Source organism: Paenibacillus sp. NPDC055715, from assembly GCF_053617595.1.
Genome location: NZ_JBSHGA010000010.1, coordinates 1 through 17,519 on the forward strand (window position 1 = coordinate 1; position 17,519 = coordinate 17,519).

Consider the following 17,519-nt stretch of genomic DNA (forward strand, 5'->3'; position numbering starts at 1 on the left):
GACTCGCTTTGATAAATTGACATGCACCTTCAAGGCTTTTTTGACGTTGGCCTCGATTATGATCTGGCTTGCTTAGGTTTGAATACACGCCCTAGGGGACAAATTTAAAGATCGGTAAGTTTTGCGCAATTGGAACCCAGGCCAAACGTATTATGAATGGCGCCAATCATAATACAAATGCCTTTACCACTTTGTAATCTGTAACTCTATTTTTTAGTTTTTATTATATTATTTCAATATATGAAAAATTCATAATAGCAAAACTAAAGACCGCCGCTTCGCCGACTTTTTCACAACGCTTCATATTATATCTCTCACCATCTTCAAACAGGTCACAAGAGAGAGTGTGAAAATCCTCCCTATCATTAGTGTATGGGCGCTGAGTGGTTTATAATGGAAGGTAAGAAATGAGAGAATGGTGTGAAGAGGAGGCCATGAAATGGCGTTTATGATATCCCAGCGGGCTTTTATCAAAATTTATCTGATCACAATGGTGGAGAAGCATCGCGGTTATGGATATCAGATGCTCGAATCGATGAAGGATGAGTTTAGTGGCTTCGGATATGTTCCGCCTCAAAGTGAGGTTTATCGGGCGTTGCACGAGTTGGTGCAGGAGGGCGTTTTTTACCGTACCAAACGGTTAAAAGGAACAGATCCCCGCGTAGATTTTCAAGAAATTATACTTTATCATTTTACAGATGATGGGGAGGAGAAAGCGCGACTATATAAGAAGCAGGTCAAAACCGATTTGGACCGTTGTTTAGGTATGCTGCACAAAGCGGAACAAGACAACTATTCCTGAACACGAAAGGATGAGAATGATAGGTAGAAAGCTGAAACGGGGAATTTTAGGCACTGCGGAGATTGCCCAAATTGTTGTAATTTCGGCCATTCAGCAATCCGAACGCGGGGAAGCATGTTTTGTGCGAAAAACCATCCTCTCTTAGCTCAGCCGAGACAAGCCGCATGATTGAAGCATGTAAAAGGGCAGGGGTCATTTTTTGCAGAAGCTTTTATGTATCGCTATCATCCAAAACATCGGCGTATTAAGGAAATTATCTATAGCGGAGAAATCGGTGGCATTCGCGGCATGCATTGCACATTTACATTTAACAATACCGATCAGGCAGATAATGTGCGTTTCAATAAAAGTATGGGCGCGGATCTTAATACGATGTGGGCGTATATTCCATTTCGGTAGCACGTATGTATTTGGATCGGGAGCCGGAGGCCGTGACGGTGCAAGCCTTATATTCCCCCGAGCATGACAACGTCGATATGATGGCATCCGGCTTGCTGGAGTTTCCGGGCGGGGTGAACGTTACACGGGAGGAACGACTTAAAGGCTTCAATTCCTTTGAGCTGCAAGCGGATGTTTTTGCCAAAGCGGTGCTTGATGGTGTTCCGTTGGCGTATGAACCAGAAGATGCAGTAAGCAATATGAAGGTGATCGACGCTTGTATCGAGTCGGCTCGCAGCCGTAAACGGGTAGAAATCGGATAAACCAGATAAACGAGTCCTCAGAAAGCATAAAAAAGCGGCCTGTCACAGGGACAAGCTGCTTTTTTAGTTGAATGAATACATAGGCATACAGGGAAGCGCGAAGCCTTCAATTATTACATATTTTCATCGTAATCCTTGACATCGCGTTTGGCGGCTGCGGTAGGTGAGTTGGACGTACCGTATTCTTCCCCGCTTTCCACACATATGCCGTACGTCCCATCCTTCATCTGTTAAAGGGCCGCATTGACCTGATCCAGCTCGCTTTCCAGCGAATCGTTAATGGCCAAATCACGGGACCGTTTAAAGGTTTCTGTCCCTACATCTGTCGGATGGTTGGTCATACGAAGAGAGTTCCTCGGTGGAATCTGTCAGCGTTTCTCCCAGGGAGTGTAGCAACTATACCCGTTCATCGGGGAGGCGATCAGCAGAGGCTTTTATTACCGACGTAGAATGTGATATAAAAAGAATAGTGTGTTAAGGAGGGAATAACCGATGGATGAACATATGAAGCGTCGTCTGGATAAGCAAAAGCAGTTGTTTAAGCAATTGGGGATTCAGCTGGACGCGCTCTCCATTCATGAAAAACAGTTTAAAAATAAAATGCGCGGCTATGATCCGGACGAGGTGGATGCCTTTCTGGATGAAGTGATAAAGGATTATGAACGCTTCTATGCGAACATAGCCGACCTGATGGACAAGTGGCAGGAGCAGCAGGCAACCATACGTGACTTGAAAAACGTACCCAAGCCTGCCGTCGATTTTAACGCACTTGACCGACGCCAACTGGAGGACATCGTCAAGCAACTGGAGTATAGCGTCCGCCAGCTAAAGGTGCGAGTACGCCCTGAAAATGATTATTTTCCGGAGTAAGGTGCAGTAAGCGCTGTGTCGGTGCCTCTTATTGTGGTATGATGGGACTATGCATATGTACACAAACATTTAATGAGGCACACATATAAAGGTGGTTAACATGAGTACCCATTTTTCCGTTAGTATCCATTGTCTGCTTCTTCTGGCTGAAGGAGCGCCGGAGCGGATGACTTCGACACTTATCGCTTCCAGTATCAATACGAATCCGGTGGTTGTGAGAAGAATCATGAGCCGACTCAAGCAAGCTGGTCTGGTTGATTCTTCACCAGGAGCACGCGGCTTTCGTCTAAGCACGTCCGGTTCCAATATTAATCTTAAAATGATATATGAAGCGACCAAAGACGACGGCCCGCTGTTCGCTATCCATAGTGACAGCAATCATAATTGCGAAGTAGGCAAGAACATCGACGCTTTGCTGGACGGATTATATACCGTGGCAGAGCAGAAAATACAGGCGTTTTTCGAGACAGTTACGCTGCGGGATCTGGAGCAGGCGCTTCAGCAGCGGGTTGGGCAGCAGAGTTCATCCGTGTAAAGACGCCGGGAAGGAGAATTGTTATGAAAATCATCGTACTTTCAGATACTCATATGCCGTACCGAGGCAAAGCGCTTCCTAGTCGGCTTGTACAGGAGCTAAAAGGCAGTGACCTCATTCTCCATGCCGGAGACTGGACGGACTGGTTCGTATATGAAAGGCTATCCGAATTTGCACCTGTGCAAGGAATTGCCGGAAACAATGATGGAGTAGACATCGTAGAGCGCCTAGGCTATCAAAGAATCGTTGAAGTGGAGGGCAAACGGATCGGTATGATTCACGGTCACGGCTGGCGCGACTCGACAGAGAGTATCGCACTGAATACGTTTAAGGGAGAAACGCTGGATTGCCTGATTTACGGACATTCGCATATTCCGGTTGTCAAAAAGTTGAACGGCCTGCTCGTCCTCAATCCCGGATCTCCGACAGACAAGCGCGGCGAGGACGAATATTCATTTATCGTGCTGACGATTGAAGCCGGGCAAATGGAAGCACAGCTTGTTCTTTATCCAGATAAGCATGAATAAAGTAACAACCGTTGGTTAAAGGGGAAGCTATGTCTATTTTCGAATTGGAACCGATGAAGCATCATGTGTTGATCTGTAATGGAAGCACGTGTATGCGGCATGAAGGTGAAGAAGTTACACAAGCAATTCGGGATGAAATCCGTGATTAAAACGCAGAAGCTTATATTCAAACGACCAGAACTCGCTGTAATGCCCGTTGCCACGATGCTGCGGTTGTTCTCGTATATCCTCAAGGGAACTGGTATGATCAGATGACGCCTGCTGCGGGCACACAACTGGTACAGAAGCTTGTAGCGGGAGAGAAGCTGAAACCACATCTTTTTCACACAACCAACTATAAATAAGAACATGAGTAGAGAAAATCTTTGCGGAGATTTTCTTTTTTTTGCGTTTAATTTCCGACCTGAAAGGTAAAAGTATACTGTGGACACTAATCCGATAGGGAGGGGAGTGGAGGGAGCGAAAATGACCCCATTTGACGATGACCTGCACCATCAGGACAACCCGTAAATCGGAATCACGCTGAGCAGTATTCGGCGGAGCAGGAGAGCTTGTTTGATCGATTTGAAATTTCTCAGGAGGTAACAAAAATGGCTAAAGATTTCTTCACAGCTCTGAAAGAAAGACGCTCGTATTACGGTATTAGCAAAGAACAAGTAATTTCCGACCAACAGATTCAAGAGATTGTAGAGGAAGCTGTTCAATATACACCTACCTCTTTCAACTCCCAAACTTCACGTGCAGTTGTACTGCTCGGAGAGCATCATGACAAACTGTGGAGTATTACAGAAGATATTTTGCGCGAAGTGGTAGGCAATGAAGAGCAATTTAAATCTACTGCTGAGAAAATGAACGGCTTCCGTAGCGGCTACGGTACTGTATTGTTCTTTGAAGACAACAATGTAGTGGCTGGATTGCAACAACAATTTGAAGCTTATGCGGACAACTTCCCAATCTGGTCTAACCAATCCAACGGCATGCTGCAATTGGTTGTATGGACAGCTCTGGAGCAAGAAGGACTGGGCGCATCTCTTCAGCATTACAATCCATTGATCGACGAAAAAGTGAAAAATGAATGGAACATTCCTGAGCATTGGAAACTGATTGCTGAATTGCCATTCGGTAAACCGACATTCCAACCAGGTGAAAAAGAATTCCAACCTGTTGAAGAACGCGTAAAAACATTTAAATAAGCCAGACAATGCAACGATGATTCAGGGGTTAATTCAGGCGTAAGCGGGTGATGCTATGTTTAAATTGGGATGAGAGGGTTACATAGGTGTTATTGCTGCTTTACGTACTTCTCTGGGATGGGCAAGTATTTCCACGTTGTGCCATCAGTATCATAATATTCTGGGCTTTCCTGACGGGATTTCAGGTGAAGAGCTGCGACGGCTTGGACGTAGTGAGGCTACGAAGCTAGGCAATGAATTTGTTGAAGATGAGGCGGTAAAAGCGACCAAAAGAGATGAGTTTTTTGACGTTCAAGTGGAAGAGGGAACGGTGTATTCCTCAAAGACGCTGCTGCTGGCAATAGGGCTGACTGATCGCTTTCCAAAGCTGGACGGGCTTCTGGCCTGTTTGGGCAACAGTGTGTATGTCTGCCCAGACTGTGACGGATACGAGGCTCAGGATCGAAGCACGATCGTGATGGGAGAAGGTGCAATGTCAGCGATTTGGATACACAAAGTATTATCCGGTATGAAAACAAAAGTACCGCAGCTTTAAGAGCTGTGGTCTAAAATGGTAGGCGTGTACCGGTGTGAAGATGAAGGCCGAAGCGTTCCGATTGCTCGCTCATGCCATAGTTGCGCAAAATTTCCGTTTGTCTCTTGCGATCAGGTCAAAGTTTGTTGCGATCAGGTCAAAATGGGTATAGGGCTGACGCTGATTCACTCTCATCCTTTCTGGGTTCGTTCCGAAATCATGAGCTACCGGGTAGGCGTACATTATTTTCGTATTTTAGCCAGTATTACGATCCCTAAAGGGTAACACAATAACAGGAGACCGTGTATGACGATCTCCTGTTAGCGGTTAGAGCCATCTTTCGGCCCAGCTCTCTACGCCATTCAATGCATCACCCAGCTCTTTACCCTTACGTGTCAGCGAATACTCGGTACGCACGGGCCGCTCTGTAATGACATTGCGAAGGATCAGGCCACTAAGTTCCAGTTCCTTAATGCGTTCGTTCAGCATACGTTTGCTAAGATCAGGTATGGAAACATGAATTTCACTGAATCGTTTGGGATGTTCCATTAAAGAATGAATGATGAGAGCGGTCCATTTTTTGCTGATGATCTGAAAGGACTGTTCCACCTTGCCACACAAAAGCTTAGGCTGCCTGTCGTCGCTCATCGGAATCCCCTCAATTTCATTGGTTGTTTTAATCAGTATACTAAAAGTAACTCTGTATACCAATAGTAACTATCTTGGTTTATGTCAACAATGACATTTTTAACAGTTTTTTCTCATTCCTTGCGTCAATCATAGCACAGAAAACGTTATCATTACAGGAAATATCGAATGTCCACGATTTCGTTAAAGTTTGATTGACTTTCCCTTTATTTTGGGTGTATTATGGGTTACGTTAATTCCTCAGGTAACTTTTAATAACTTCATCTTTTTTAATGGGAAGAAGGAATAATTCATGGATTCAATGACATTTGTCTTATTTGGAGCGACAGGGGATTTGGCTAAACGCAAAATCTACCCTGCCTTGTATAATTTGTTTGTAGAAGGTAAAATTCCAGCTTCCTTTTCTGTAATTGGTATGGGGCGTCGTGAAGTGGCTGACGAACAGTTTCAAAGTAACGTAGAGCAATCCATCAAAGATTTTTCTAGACACGTAAATGATGACCGTGCACAGATGGATCAGTTCTTAAGCGCTTTCCGCTACAGTGCATTGAACGTCAATCACCCGGAAGATTATAAAAAGCTGTTACAGCTTGCTGAGCAACGTGAAAATGACTTGGGAATTCCGGGGAACCGCATGTTTTACTTATCGGTGGCACCGGAATTTTTTGATGTGATTGCCCTTAACATTCGGGAAAGCGGTTTGGCTGAAACGAAGGGCTGGAAACGGCTTATTATCGAAAAACCATTCGGACATGATCTGGAATCGGCACGCGAGTTGAATGATCGCTTGAGCAGAACATTTGCCGAGGATGAAATTTATCGTATTGACCATTACCTCGGTAAGCCGATGGTGCAAAACCTGGAAGCCTTGAAGTTTGCTAATCCATTGCTTCAGGGTGTATGGAACAATCAATACATTGCCAATATGCAAATTACCGCTTCCGAAACTGTAGGCGTCGAGGAACGCGCAGGCTATTACGATCACTCCGGAGCTATTCGGGACATGGTACAAAATCACATACTGCAAATGCTGATGATGGCGGCTATGAACAAGCCGGGACATGTAACGGCAGATCAGGTGCGCGACGAAAAACGCAAGGTGATGGATGCGCTGCGTGCGCTCGATCCGTCCGACATTGCTTCCAGCGTGGTGAGAGGGCAATATACGAACGGTGAGATTAACGGAAAAGCAGTTCCTTCCTATAAAGAAGAACCGGACATTGGACCGGATTCGCAAAATGATACTTTCATCTCAGCTCGTCTGTGGATTGACAATGAGCAATGGTCAGGTGTGCCGTTCTATATTCGCACAGGCAAACGCATGAAGGAAAAATCCACACGTATTGTCGTGGAATTTAAAAAGGATAGCACAGACCCGTATGCGGCCCAAGGACAGCCATCCGAGCCGAACTTGCTTACGATTCATGTGAACCCGGATGAAAAGGTAACGCTGCGTCTGAACAGTAAGGACATGATGAACAACGGTCAACTGGAGACGGTGCTGATGAATTATGCATCAGAGGCCAAGGATATACCGGAAGCTTATGAGCGTCTCATCTTTGATGCGCTGCGCGGCGACTCCACCTTTTTCGCTCACTGGAATGAAGTTGAGCTTTCATGGATGTGGGTACAGCCTGTACTGGAAGCTTTTACTCGCGGAGAAGTTCCACTTCATACGTATGCAGCAGGTTCCTACGGTCCAGAAGCATCTGACAAATTGTTGAAGGAGCAGGGCTTTACTTGGTGGCTGGACCAAAAGCCTGAAAGCTCTGAAAAAGCGGTTGTTTGTTCGTAAACATTACACATGACTACATTGAACATATATTTTTGCTTAGGCAGGAGGCCTTTACAATGCAAGTTGGATTAATCGGTTTGGGAAAAATGGGCTTAAATCTCGGAAAAAACTTGATTGATCACAAGCATGAAGTTGTCGCGTACGACGTCAATACAGAAGCGATTCAAGAAATGAAGGATTACGGCGCTACAGGTGCTTCCACGCTGCAAGGGCTTGTGCAAGCAACGCAATCCCCGAGAGTACTGTGGATTATGGTTCCCCATCAAATTGTTGATTCCGTGCTGGATCAGCTTCAACCGATTTTGTCCAAAGGGGACATTATTATTGAAGGTGGTAACTCTCATTACAAAGAGTCCATTGCCCGTCATGCTCGTTTGAAAGAATACGGTATCAGCTTCATGGATGCAGGAACTTCCGGCGGTATGGAAGGTGCACGTAGCGGCGCTTGTTACATGATCGGTGGCGACCCGGAGACATGGGCGTTTGTTGAGCCTATTTTCCGGGATACAGCAGTGGAAAATGGTTATCTATATGCAGGTAAATCCGGTAGCGGACATTTTCTCAAAATGGTTCACAACGGTGTGGAGTACGGCATGATGGCCTCTATTGGTGAAGGCTTTGAAGTGCTGGAGAAAAGCAGCTTTGACTTCGATTATGAGCAAGTGGCGCGTGTTTGGAACAACGGCTCCGTTATTCGATCCTGGTTGATGGGCTTGACCGAACGTGCATTTTCCAAGGATGCAAATCTGGATGAAATCCGCGGGGTTATGCACTCTTCCGGCGAAGGTAAATGGACAGTTGAGGAAGCATTGGACATTCAGGCTGCAACTCCGGTTATCGCGTTATCCCTGCTGATGCGTTACCGTTCTCTGGATGGAGATACGTTCAACGGGAAAGTTGTTGCCGCGCTGCGCAATGAATTTGGCGGTCATGCAGTAGAAAAGAAATAATAACGATAAAAGTTAGCATCGATCCCCGCAGCTTCAAAACTGTGGGGATATTGCTATATGTTCTTGCCGTTCGTTTTTTTTGCTTTATGCACAATTTTCCTTGAATAACCGCACAATAGATGAAAAAGAAGGCGGAAGGATGAGTAGTATATGTGCAAAAGGTTTTCGTTATCGGCTGATTGGACAAGGAAAAGGATATGGATTCATGGCTGGACCCATCCATTAGGAACATAGATGAGTTGCTGCCGTTGCTGCGCACGTATGAACAGGGCGATATGAGCATTATCCGGTAACCCCGTTGGTCGAGAATGATGAACATATAACCGCGAATACAAGATTTTTTACTCATTAAAGATCATAAGCTTCCCGCCACCTGCATAGGTATGTATTGGGGAACAAGCGTCATGATCGGTGAGAGGGGAACCGGCCGAAGGAGTATCTCATATGGGATGGAGGCGATTGAATGAGCAACGATACACTCATCCAACTGCTGGTGCTCATGGTGACGATCATCGGTCTGGTCCAAAACCGGTAAGTGGCAGGTTCCAGAAGGCGGGAGAATTGCCCTAGGCAATCTTCCGCTTTTTTTCGTTTTCCTTTCAAGAGCGGCAACAAGGGATTTTTTTGCGTTAAAATGCTCGCAGATGGAGGGAGCTTGCAGTACAATAGATACTAAGCTATAGGTGACAAGACACCTGAATATACGGCTGTATATGATGCATTTTTAAGGGAGAGCGAATCATGAGTGAATTGACTTCATTACGACCATCCAAAAAGCGAAAGCTGCTATTTAGCGCGGGACTCAGTTGGCTGTTTGATGCCATGGACGTTGGGCTGCTTTCGTTTATAGCCGCAGCGCTGGCTAAGGAGTGGCATTTGGGATCAGAGCAGATTGGTCTGCTGACTGCGATGAATTCAATAGGGATGATATTTGGAGCCGCTTTAGCGGGGATTTTGGCTGATCGCTATGGTAGGCGTGCGATATTAGTGTGGACGCTGTTGATCTTTTCTATTGCAAGCGGCTTGTCAGCTTTGGCAACCGGGCTCGGTGTACTGCTGGTGCTGCGCTTTATTGCAGGCGTAGGCTTGGGAGGGGAATTGCCTGTAGCTTCGACGCTGGTGTCGGAATCGGTGCCAGTTCAGGAACGGGGAAGAGCGGTTGTGCTGCTGGAAAGCTTCTGGGCGGCGGGATGGATTCTTTCGGCGCTTATTGCCTATTTTGTTATCCCAAAGTACGGCTGGCAGATGGCCTTTATTCTCGGCGCAGTACCAGCCCTGTACGCTCTTTATTTACGCAAAGCGGTAGAGGATTCACCGCGATACAAGCAACAGAGTGTCAAGCTTCCATTGCGTGCAAGACTGGCTTCCATTTGGTCAGGGCCAAACCGCAAGTCCACGCTCATGCTGTGGATATTATGGTTTACAGTTGTATTTTCCTATTATGGAATGTTCCTGTGGCTGCCAAGTATTATGTTTATGAAGGGCTTTGAACTGGTTAAAAGCTTTGAGTATGTCCTGATCATGACGCTGGCGCAATTGCCAGGTTATTTTACTGCTGCATATCTGATTGAAAAGCTGGGCCGCAAATTCGTGCTGATCGTCTATCTACTGCTGACGGCGGTGTCCGCGATTTGGTTCGGTACCTCGGAAACGGCAGGAATGCTGCTGGCTGCGGGTATCTGCTTGTCCTTTTTCAATCTCGGTGCGTGGGGAGCCATGTATGCCTATACCCCGGAACTGTACTCGACAGCCGTTCGTTCTACCGGAGTGGGTATGGCGGCTGCGTTTGGCCGCATCGGTGGCGTAATCGGTCCTTTTCTGGTCGGATTCTTGGTCGGACAGGGCATGGCGATACAATCTATCTTTGTGATTTTCTTCGTAGCGATCCTGATTGGAGCGGCGGCGGTATGGTTGCTGGGTACCGAAACGAAAAATCGGGAGATCGACTAACCTTTACATTCACCTGTGTAAAGATTCATAATGCAAGAGAGAGGAGTGACCTTAAATGGAGCATACCTTTCTGCTCAAGGCAGACTGGAACGGGGGGCGCAACAGCGATGGGCATATTGAGGCCGGACAGCTGCGGACAGCGGTTTCGATCCCGGCTGAGATGGGTGGTCCCGGTGTGGGCACTAATCCGGATGAAATGCTGCTAGGCGCTGCCGCGACCTGCTATTTGATTACATTGGCGGCGATGATGGAGCGCGCTGGTCTTCCGGTAGCTTCACTGGCGCTTGAATCCGAAGGGATTGTCGATGTAACGAACAATATTTTTACATATCGTCGAATTATCCATCGTCCGCGAGTTCATTTAACCGCCGATGCGACAGAATCGCAGATCAAACAGGCATTGCGGCTGGCAGAGCAGGCAGAGAGCTCTTGTATGATCTCGCGCGCTATAGCAGGAAATGTGGTCTTATCTACAGAGCCCGTCGTGGAATGCGCCTCTTAGTGCTATTTGAACCAGGAGCAATCATTCCAATTGCCCATTATTTTCTTATTTGAGGAGGATTCAACCATGACAGCACAGCAAAAATTACTCGTTTTCGCAGGCTCTTACGCCGAATTGGAAGGCAGCGGAGTTTATGCATACACTTTTAATGAAGAGACAGGGGTTCTTACATTACAGGATGAGTTCTCCGGATTGAAAAATCCAACATTCCTGAATGTGGACGTAAAGAATCGAAAGCTGTATTCCATTGGAGAAACGACTTCTGCCGCTGGAGCGAAGGTGGGCGAGGCTGCTGCTTTTGAAATTGATCCGGTCAAAGGAACATTTACATTACTTAATCGGGCGGAAAACGTTGGTGCAACAACCTGTCACATTCAGCGTGATCCATCCGATCGCTACCTGATCGTAGTTAGCTACCACGGAGGTATGGTGGGACTGGTGTCTCTAACCGAGGATGGTCGTATCGGCGAGTTGCTGGATGTTAAGCAGCATGAGGGCAAGGGAGCGCATCCTGAGCGTCAGGATCGTCCGCATCCACATTCCAGCTTCTTTAGCCCTGACGGTCGTTTCCTGTTCGTACAGGATCTCGGTCTGGATCTGATCCGTGTCTATACTATTGATGACAGTAAAGGACAACTGGTGCTTCATGGCGAAACCAAAACCCATGCAGGTGCAGGTCCACGTCACTTGACGTTCCACCCGAATGGTAAGTTTGCTTTTGTTATTAATGAGGTAGATTCTTCCATTACTTCTTTTGCGTATGACGCTGAAGCAGGCAAGCTTACCGAGCTTGAGAGCGTGCCTACATTGCCGTCTGATTTTAAGGGCGAAAACACAACCGCTGAGATTGCTATTTCAGAGGATGGTGCTTATGTGTACGGTTCCAACCGTGGGCATGACAGCATTGCAGTGTTCGCTGTAGATGCCGCAACAGGCAAGCTGAGTCTGGTAGAGCATGTATCTGCTGAAGGCGAGCACCCGCGTCATTTTGCTCTGACTCCAAACGGTGAGCATCTGCTCGTGGCAAACCGCGACACGAATAATATCGTTACGTTCAAAGTGGACAAGGCTAGCGGACGACTGACCTATACTGGACAACAAGTAATAGTGTCCAAGCCGGTATGCGTGCAACCTTTTTACTTTTCTGTGTAAAAAGGGCGTTACTTCCTACATGATGCTGGAGGAATAAGTAACGATATACGGGTAATGGTCGCTACGAGGACGGATCATTCTTACGATCGCTGTTGCCCCCGGATTTCTTAATTATTTTCAAGGGTAGAAGTCCGGGAACAAAGGCGAACGCTAACGCTTCTTCAGAACGATTCCGTTCTCTCCGCTGCTTTTGGCGATCATTCACCTTTATACAGGATTAAAGGAAAAAAAGACTATGTATATGCGTGATGGTTTCGATTGATTAACCAAGCATAGAAGATCTTTTAGTAAACGGTCCGTAGATTAATCTGCGACCGTTTTCCTTTTTACGCTTAGTCATTTCTAAAGAAGTTATTACCTATTACATATGAATATATGAAAATATTTTATGTATATATATCTATAAAAATGTATAACTTAACTAAATATATTAGAAATGGATGCATAATATTCATATTGGAAATTTTAGATGTGATAGGATAGAAATCATTAATATTTTAGCATCATGAGGAAAAATACCTATCTTAAACCGTATTCCAAATGGGAATACAAAGGAAATATTTGCTTGAGAAATGATATGTATTAGTATGTAATATTATGCAATAAAGTGTTGACTTTGTAATATTCGCTAGCCAATTAAAAAAAAAGCACACTGAGTATTTATTAAGAGTATAATAAAAGAAGATTAGATGAGAAGAAGGGTGGCTATCGTTTTGAATATAGAAAATATTGAGGCATTCGTCTATGCTATTCATTTAGGGAGTTTTGTTAAAGCAGCTGAGGCACTTTATCTTACTCAACCTTCTGTAACTGCCCGTATTCACTCCTTGGAACGTGAGCTCAATGTGGAATTATTTCATCGTTCTGGGAAGCAAATCTCAATAAATGAAAAGGGAAAGTCATTTTTACCATATGCACAAAACATTTTACAATCTTATCAGGAAGCCAAATTAAGGTTGCACCAACCAATACTTGCTCTTGATAAATTGAAGATTGGATGTGCTACCTCAATTGCGAATTATATTATCCCTGAAATTCTTCCTGCTTTTAAAACTAAATTTCCCAATGTAAACGTCAACATTCTAACCGGACATTCTAATGATATATTAGATAAGGTTCTTAATAACGAGGTGGATTTCGGAATGGTTCGAACAGTTACACATCCTCAAATTGAATCTGTTATATTTCGCCATGATCCGATTGGATTGTTTGTCCCTATTAACCATCCTCTGTTACTCAATAGTCAGGTAACCATTGAGAAAATAAGTGAAGAACCGCTCATATTTTTTGATTATGGATCGGTAGACTGGCTTATGATTTATGGCTTGTTTGAATCCAAAAATCTAAAGCCAAATGTGGTTCTTGAAGTGGATAGTATGGAGGCTGCAAAAAATTTAGTGGTAAATGGGATGGGAATTAGCTTTTTACCGGAGCATTGTGTGAAGAAAGAACTGGAAAGCGGCCAGTTATTCCGTGTGCCATTAGTCTCATCTGGGAGATTCGATGTAAAGATTGATTTTATCTACACAAAGGAAAACAATAAACCTCCATATATAGAGTATTTTATTAACAAATAGCTGGCTACAACTGATCTAGAGGTTTTCAACTGATGAAAATATAACGATTACCCATTATTTTATTTCTATATAGATTTATCTTATATAGAAATAAAATGCTTTAATTTTTCTACATGACAGCTTATAGTTTATAATAGTCGAAGGTCTAAAGGGAATGTAAACACTTACATTTTTCTGATCGCAACCTTAGAATAAGAATAGGGGATGAAGGATAAAGATGAAAAAGTTAGGACTAGCATGGCAAATACTTATCGGACTAGCTCTAGGCATTGCAGTGGGAGCCATTTTCTACGGAAATCCTCTAGTAACGGCGATTTTGCAGCCGGTTGGTGATGTATTTATCCGACTTATTAAAATGATTGTTTTGCCTATTGTCATTTCTTCTCTAGTAGTAGGTATAGCGGGCTCTGGAGATATGAAAAAATTGGGGAAGATAGGCTTTAAAACGATTCTGTATTTTGAAATTATAACTACTGTAGCAATAATTATAGGTTTGTTTGCGGGAAATATTTTCAAACCAGGATTAGGCATTGATATGTCGCATCTGGCCAAAACTGATATACAACAATATGCAAATACCGCAGAACACGCTAGTCACAGTATGGCTGACACGTTCGTTAATATCGTTCCGACAAACATCGTTCAAGCTATGGGTAACGGTGATTTGTTAGCCATCATTTTCTTCTCTGTACTGTTTGGGGTCGGTATTTCTGTAATTGGTGAAAAGGGTAAACCGGTGATTCATTTTTTGGAAGCCGTCTCTGAAACGATGTTCTGGATGACCAATCAGATCATGAAATTGGCTCCTCTCGGTGTGTTTGCTTTGATTGGTGTTACAGTTGCTAAATTTGGCGTTTCTTCTTTAGTACCACTTGGCAAACTGGTAATTATACTATATTTGGCCATGTTTGTGTTTGTAATTGTCGTATTAGGCATAGTAGCAAAAATGTGCGGCACCAGCATTGTGAAAATTTTAAAATTATTGAAGGATGAAATTATTCTGGCTTTCTCGACCGCAAGTTCGGAAGCCGTTCTGCCGAAACTGATGCTTAAGATGGAAGAATTCGGATGCCCCAAATCGATTGTATCCTTTGTCGTTCCTACCGGATATACTTTTAATTTGGCCGGCTCTGCACTGTATCAATCGCTGGCTACTCTATTTATTGTACAAATGTATGGTATCAATTTACCGATCATGCAACAGATCACCATAGTGGTGATATTAATGTTAACCTCCAAAGGGATGGCTGGTGTTTCCGGCGCTTCCTTGGTTGTTCTGCTAGCTACTGTTAATTCCGTAGGGCTTCCTGTTGAGGGTGTTGCGCTGATTGCTGGAATCGACCGTATTCTGGATATGGCGAGAACCGTTGTTAACGTGGTAGGTAACGGCTTAGCTTCAGTCGTTATTGCCAAATGGGAAGGCCAGTTTGATCATAGAAAAGCAGATTCTCAAAAATAAATCACGCTATCCTTTTTTGTTTTCCAATTGTTTCTGTTGTATATATAAAATTTCTATATTTTAATAAATTATCTTAATATACACCTCTTTCCACTCTAGGCTTATACTGTTAATGTGCAAAAGAAAAAGTGGAGGTATATCTTCATGATAAAAACCGTTGGGATTATGGGAGGGATGGGACCACTTGCAACAGTCGATTTGATGAACAAAATTATTCGACTAACCCCTGCCCAAAGTGATCAGGATCATATTCATATGATCGTTGATAATTATCCTAAGATTCCGGATCGTACAGCAGCCATAATGGGTAAAGGCAATGATCCTCTCCCCTTTATGAAACAATCTGCTAAGAGACTGGAGGATGCCGGGGCGGATTTGATTGTAATCGCTTGTAATACTGCACATTATTATTTGCAAGACATTCAGGAAACTGTTCGGGCTCCGATTGTTAATATGCCCAAAGAAACGGCAAAATTCATAGGTGAGGTTGGTATAAGACGTGTCTCATTGTTAGCGACTGACGGTACATTGAAAACGATGCTTTATCAACACTCTCTCCGTGAGAAAGGTATTACTGTATTGGAGCCTGATGAAATTACACAAGCTAAGGTAATGGAAGGTATTTATTCAGTAAAAGCCGGAGATATCGAAAAAGGCAAGAGTTTATTGGTTAACACATTTCAAACGATGATTGCCAAAGGAATGGAGGCCATTGTCGCAGCTTGCACGGAGATTCCGATTGTTATGAGTGAAGTAGACGGGATTAAAGTAATTGATCCGACTTATATTTTAGCGAAGAAGGTTGTAGATGTTGCCTACCGGGAGCATGTATTGTAAATGAGACTTAAAATTAGAATAAGGGAGCTAAAACTCATGAGCGAATATCGTAAGGAAAAAGATTTTCTTGGAGAAAAAGAAGTCCCATCTCAAGCCTACTACGGTATACAAACCCTTCGAGCGGTAGAAAATTTTCCGATCACAGGCTATCGTATCCATGAATCGTTAATTCGGGCTATGGCTATTGTTAAAAAGGCGGCAGCATTGGCTAATATCGAAATTAGACAATTGAATCCACATATTGGTGATGCGATCGTATTGGCAGCACAAGAAATCATGGATGGTAAATGGCATGACCAATTTATAGTTGACCCTATACAAGGCGGAGCAGGCACATCCATCAACATGAATACCAACGAGGTTATCGCCAACCGGGCGATCGAGCTGCTGGATGGAACCAAAGGGGATTATTTTAAAGTGAGCCCCAACACACATGTGAATATGGCCCAATCAACCAACGACGCTTTTCCCACGGCGATTCATATTGCAACACTTTCTTTGATTGATAAGCTGATCGTCACGATGAAGGAGATGCTCGCTGCATTTCAGAAAAAAGCTGTACAATTCGACGGGATTATCAAAATGGGCCGTACTCATCTGCAAGATGGCGTGCCGATCCGTCTTGGGCAGGAGTTCGAGGCCTATAGCAGAGTGCTGGAACGTGATATTAAGAGGATCAGTCAGACTCGTGACCATTTGTACGAAGTTAACATGGGTGCAACAGCCGTAGGTACTGGTTTAAATGCCGATCCCCGATACATTAAACGGGTTGTTGAATATCTTGCGGAGATCAGCGGGTTGCCGCTTACCAATGCCACGCACCTGGTGGACGGGACACAAAATACGGATGCTTACACCGAGGTGTCCGCCGCTTTAAAAATTTGCATGATCAACATGTCGAAAATTGCCAATGATCTCCGTTTGCTTGCCTCCGGGCCGCGCACCGGGCTGGGGGAACTGAGTTTGCCGGCACGCCAACCCGGTTCGTCCATTATGCCGGGCAAGGTCAATCCGGTCATGGCGGAGGTAGTGAATCAGGTGGCGTTCCAGGTCATCGGCAATGACCATACAATTTGTCTTGCCTCCGAAGCGGGACAGCTTGAACTTAACGTTATGGAGCCTGTGCTCGTGTTCAATTTGCTGCAATCGCTCAGCATGATGAACCAGGTGTTCAACGTATTCCGGGTATATTGTTTGGAGGAAATCGAAGCAAACGTAGAGCGCTGTAAAGAGTATGTGGAGAAAAGTGTGGGAGTCATAACGGCGCTCAATCCGCATTTAGGCTATGAGACAGTAGCGAGAATTGCGCGTGAGGCGATTTTAACGGGGCGTCCGGTTCGCGAGCTGTGCCTTCTTTATAACGTTTTAACGGAAGAGGAGCTTGAGATTATTCTTGATCCATATGAAATGACGAATCCAGGTATTGCAGGAGCGGAACTATTGGAAAAGAGTTAAAAAGAGACGCGCAATAAAACGTTTTATGAGAACAAAGGGAGAGTGACAAAAA

At 44.6% G+C, this 17,519-nt stretch carries 18 protein-coding genes and 1 pseudogene; 18 read left to right on the forward strand and 1 reads right to left on the reverse strand.

Annotated elements, in window-relative coordinates; all coding sequences use genetic code 11:
* The first annotated feature begins 439 nt into the window (after positions 1 to 439).
* The 9 genes and pseudogenes from ACWGOO_RS16930 (at position 440) to ACWGOO_RS16970 (ending at position 5,163) form a co-directional block, all read left to right on the forward strand.
* Positions 440 to 802 (forward strand): helix-turn-helix transcriptional regulator, encoded by a 363-nt coding sequence (locus tag ACWGOO_RS16930; protein ID WP_452485290.1) that lies wholly within the window; start codon positions 440 to 442, stop codon positions 800 to 802.
* 168 nt (positions 803 to 970) lie between these two features.
* Positions 971 to 1,201 (forward strand): hypothetical protein, encoded by a 231-nt coding sequence (locus ACWGOO_RS16935; RefSeq protein WP_452485471.1) that lies wholly within the window; start codon positions 971 to 973, stop codon positions 1,199 to 1,201.
* A gap of 5 nt (positions 1,202 to 1,206) precedes the next feature.
* Positions 1,207 to 1,503, forward strand: a complete 297-nt coding sequence (locus tag ACWGOO_RS16940) for a Gfo/Idh/MocA family oxidoreductase (protein ID WP_452485292.1) — start codon at positions 1,207 to 1,209, stop codon at positions 1,501 to 1,503.
* A gap of 492 nt (positions 1,504 to 1,995) precedes the next feature.
* A complete protein-coding gene (locus ACWGOO_RS16945; RefSeq protein ID WP_452485294.1) occupies positions 1,996 to 2,373 on the forward strand; it encodes a DivIVA domain-containing protein in 378 nt (125 codons plus the stop codon).
* A 100-nt stretch (positions 2,374 to 2,473) separates the two neighbouring features.
* Entirely contained in the window at positions 2,474 to 2,908 is a 435-nt protein-coding gene (locus tag ACWGOO_RS16950; RefSeq protein ID WP_452485296.1) for an Rrf2 family transcriptional regulator, read from the forward strand.
* Between the two features lie 23 nt (positions 2,909 to 2,931).
* Positions 2,932 to 3,435, forward strand: a complete 504-nt coding sequence (locus tag ACWGOO_RS16955; protein WP_452485298.1) for a metallophosphoesterase family protein — start codon at positions 2,932 to 2,934, stop codon at positions 3,433 to 3,435.
* 29 nt (positions 3,436 to 3,464) lie between these two features.
* A pseudogene (locus ACWGOO_RS16960) lies at positions 3,465 to 3,779 on the forward strand ((2Fe-2S) ferredoxin domain-containing protein).
* A 246-nt stretch (positions 3,780 to 4,025) separates the two neighbouring features.
* Positions 4,026 to 4,628: a nitroreductase family protein gene (locus ACWGOO_RS16965; RefSeq protein WP_452485300.1), complete on the forward strand. Its 603-nt coding sequence runs from the start codon at positions 4,026 to 4,028 to the stop codon at positions 4,626 to 4,628.
* A gap of 136 nt (positions 4,629 to 4,764) precedes the next feature.
* Positions 4,765 to 5,163, forward strand: coding sequence for an NAD(P)/FAD-dependent oxidoreductase (locus ACWGOO_RS16970; protein WP_452485302.1), 399 nt, complete (start codon positions 4,765 to 4,767; stop codon positions 5,161 to 5,163).
* 306 nt (positions 5,164 to 5,469) lie between these two features.
* On the opposite strand, the gene ACWGOO_RS16975 is transcribed toward ACWGOO_RS16970, so the two are convergent.
* Positions 5,470 to 5,790, reverse strand: a complete 321-nt coding sequence (locus tag ACWGOO_RS16975; RefSeq protein ID WP_452485304.1) for a winged helix-turn-helix transcriptional regulator — start codon at positions 5,788 to 5,790, stop codon at positions 5,470 to 5,472.
* A gap of 292 nt (positions 5,791 to 6,082) precedes the next feature.
* Here ACWGOO_RS16975 and zwf point away from each other — a divergent pair, with 292 nt between their 5' ends.
* The 9 genes from zwf (at position 6,083) to aspA (ending at position 17,467) form a co-directional block, all read left to right on the forward strand.
* Positions 6,083 to 7,585 carry a glucose-6-phosphate dehydrogenase gene (gene zwf / locus ACWGOO_RS16980; protein ID WP_452485306.1) on the forward strand — a complete coding sequence of 501 codons (1,503 nt, stop codon included), beginning with the start codon at positions 6,083 to 6,085 and terminating at the stop codon, positions 7,583 to 7,585.
* Positions 7,586 to 7,641: 56 nt separating this feature from the next.
* Positions 7,642 to 8,535, forward strand: coding sequence for a phosphogluconate dehydrogenase (NAD(+)-dependent, decarboxylating) (gnd, locus tag ACWGOO_RS16985; RefSeq protein ID WP_452485308.1), 894 nt, complete (start codon positions 7,642 to 7,644; stop codon positions 8,533 to 8,535).
* Positions 8,536 to 9,276: 741 nt separating this feature from the next.
* Positions 9,277 to 10,485: an MFS transporter gene (locus tag ACWGOO_RS16990; protein ID WP_452485310.1), complete on the forward strand. Its 1,209-nt coding sequence runs from the start codon at positions 9,277 to 9,279 to the stop codon at positions 10,483 to 10,485.
* 55 nt (positions 10,486 to 10,540) lie between these two features.
* Entirely contained in the window at positions 10,541 to 10,987 is a 447-nt protein-coding gene (locus ACWGOO_RS16995; protein ID WP_452485311.1) for an OsmC family protein, read from the forward strand.
* A 66-nt stretch (positions 10,988 to 11,053) separates the two neighbouring features.
* Complete coding sequence (locus ACWGOO_RS17000) at positions 11,054 to 12,139, forward strand: lactonase family protein (RefSeq protein WP_452485313.1); 1,086 nt, start codon at positions 11,054 to 11,056, stop codon at positions 12,137 to 12,139.
* A 713-nt stretch (positions 12,140 to 12,852) separates the two neighbouring features.
* Positions 12,853 to 13,716: a LysR substrate-binding domain-containing protein gene (locus ACWGOO_RS17005; protein WP_452485314.1), complete on the forward strand. Its 864-nt coding sequence runs from the start codon at positions 12,853 to 12,855 to the stop codon at positions 13,714 to 13,716.
* A 217-nt stretch (positions 13,717 to 13,933) separates the two neighbouring features.
* The gene (locus ACWGOO_RS17010; protein ID WP_452485315.1) at positions 13,934 to 15,175 is read left to right on the forward strand and encodes a cation:dicarboxylate symporter family transporter; all 1,242 of its coding nucleotides are present in this window, start codon (positions 13,934 to 13,936) and stop codon (positions 15,173 to 15,175) included.
* Between the two features lie 144 nt (positions 15,176 to 15,319).
* Positions 15,320 to 16,012 carry an aspartate/glutamate racemase family protein gene (locus tag ACWGOO_RS17015; protein ID WP_452485317.1) on the forward strand — a complete coding sequence of 231 codons (693 nt, stop codon included), beginning with the start codon at positions 15,320 to 15,322 and terminating at the stop codon, positions 16,010 to 16,012.
* Between the two features lie 36 nt (positions 16,013 to 16,048).
* Positions 16,049 to 17,467, forward strand: a complete 1,419-nt coding sequence (gene aspA, locus ACWGOO_RS17020) for an aspartate ammonia-lyase (RefSeq protein ID WP_452485318.1) — start codon at positions 16,049 to 16,051, stop codon at positions 17,465 to 17,467.
* Positions 17,468 to 17,519 lie beyond the last annotated feature (52 nt).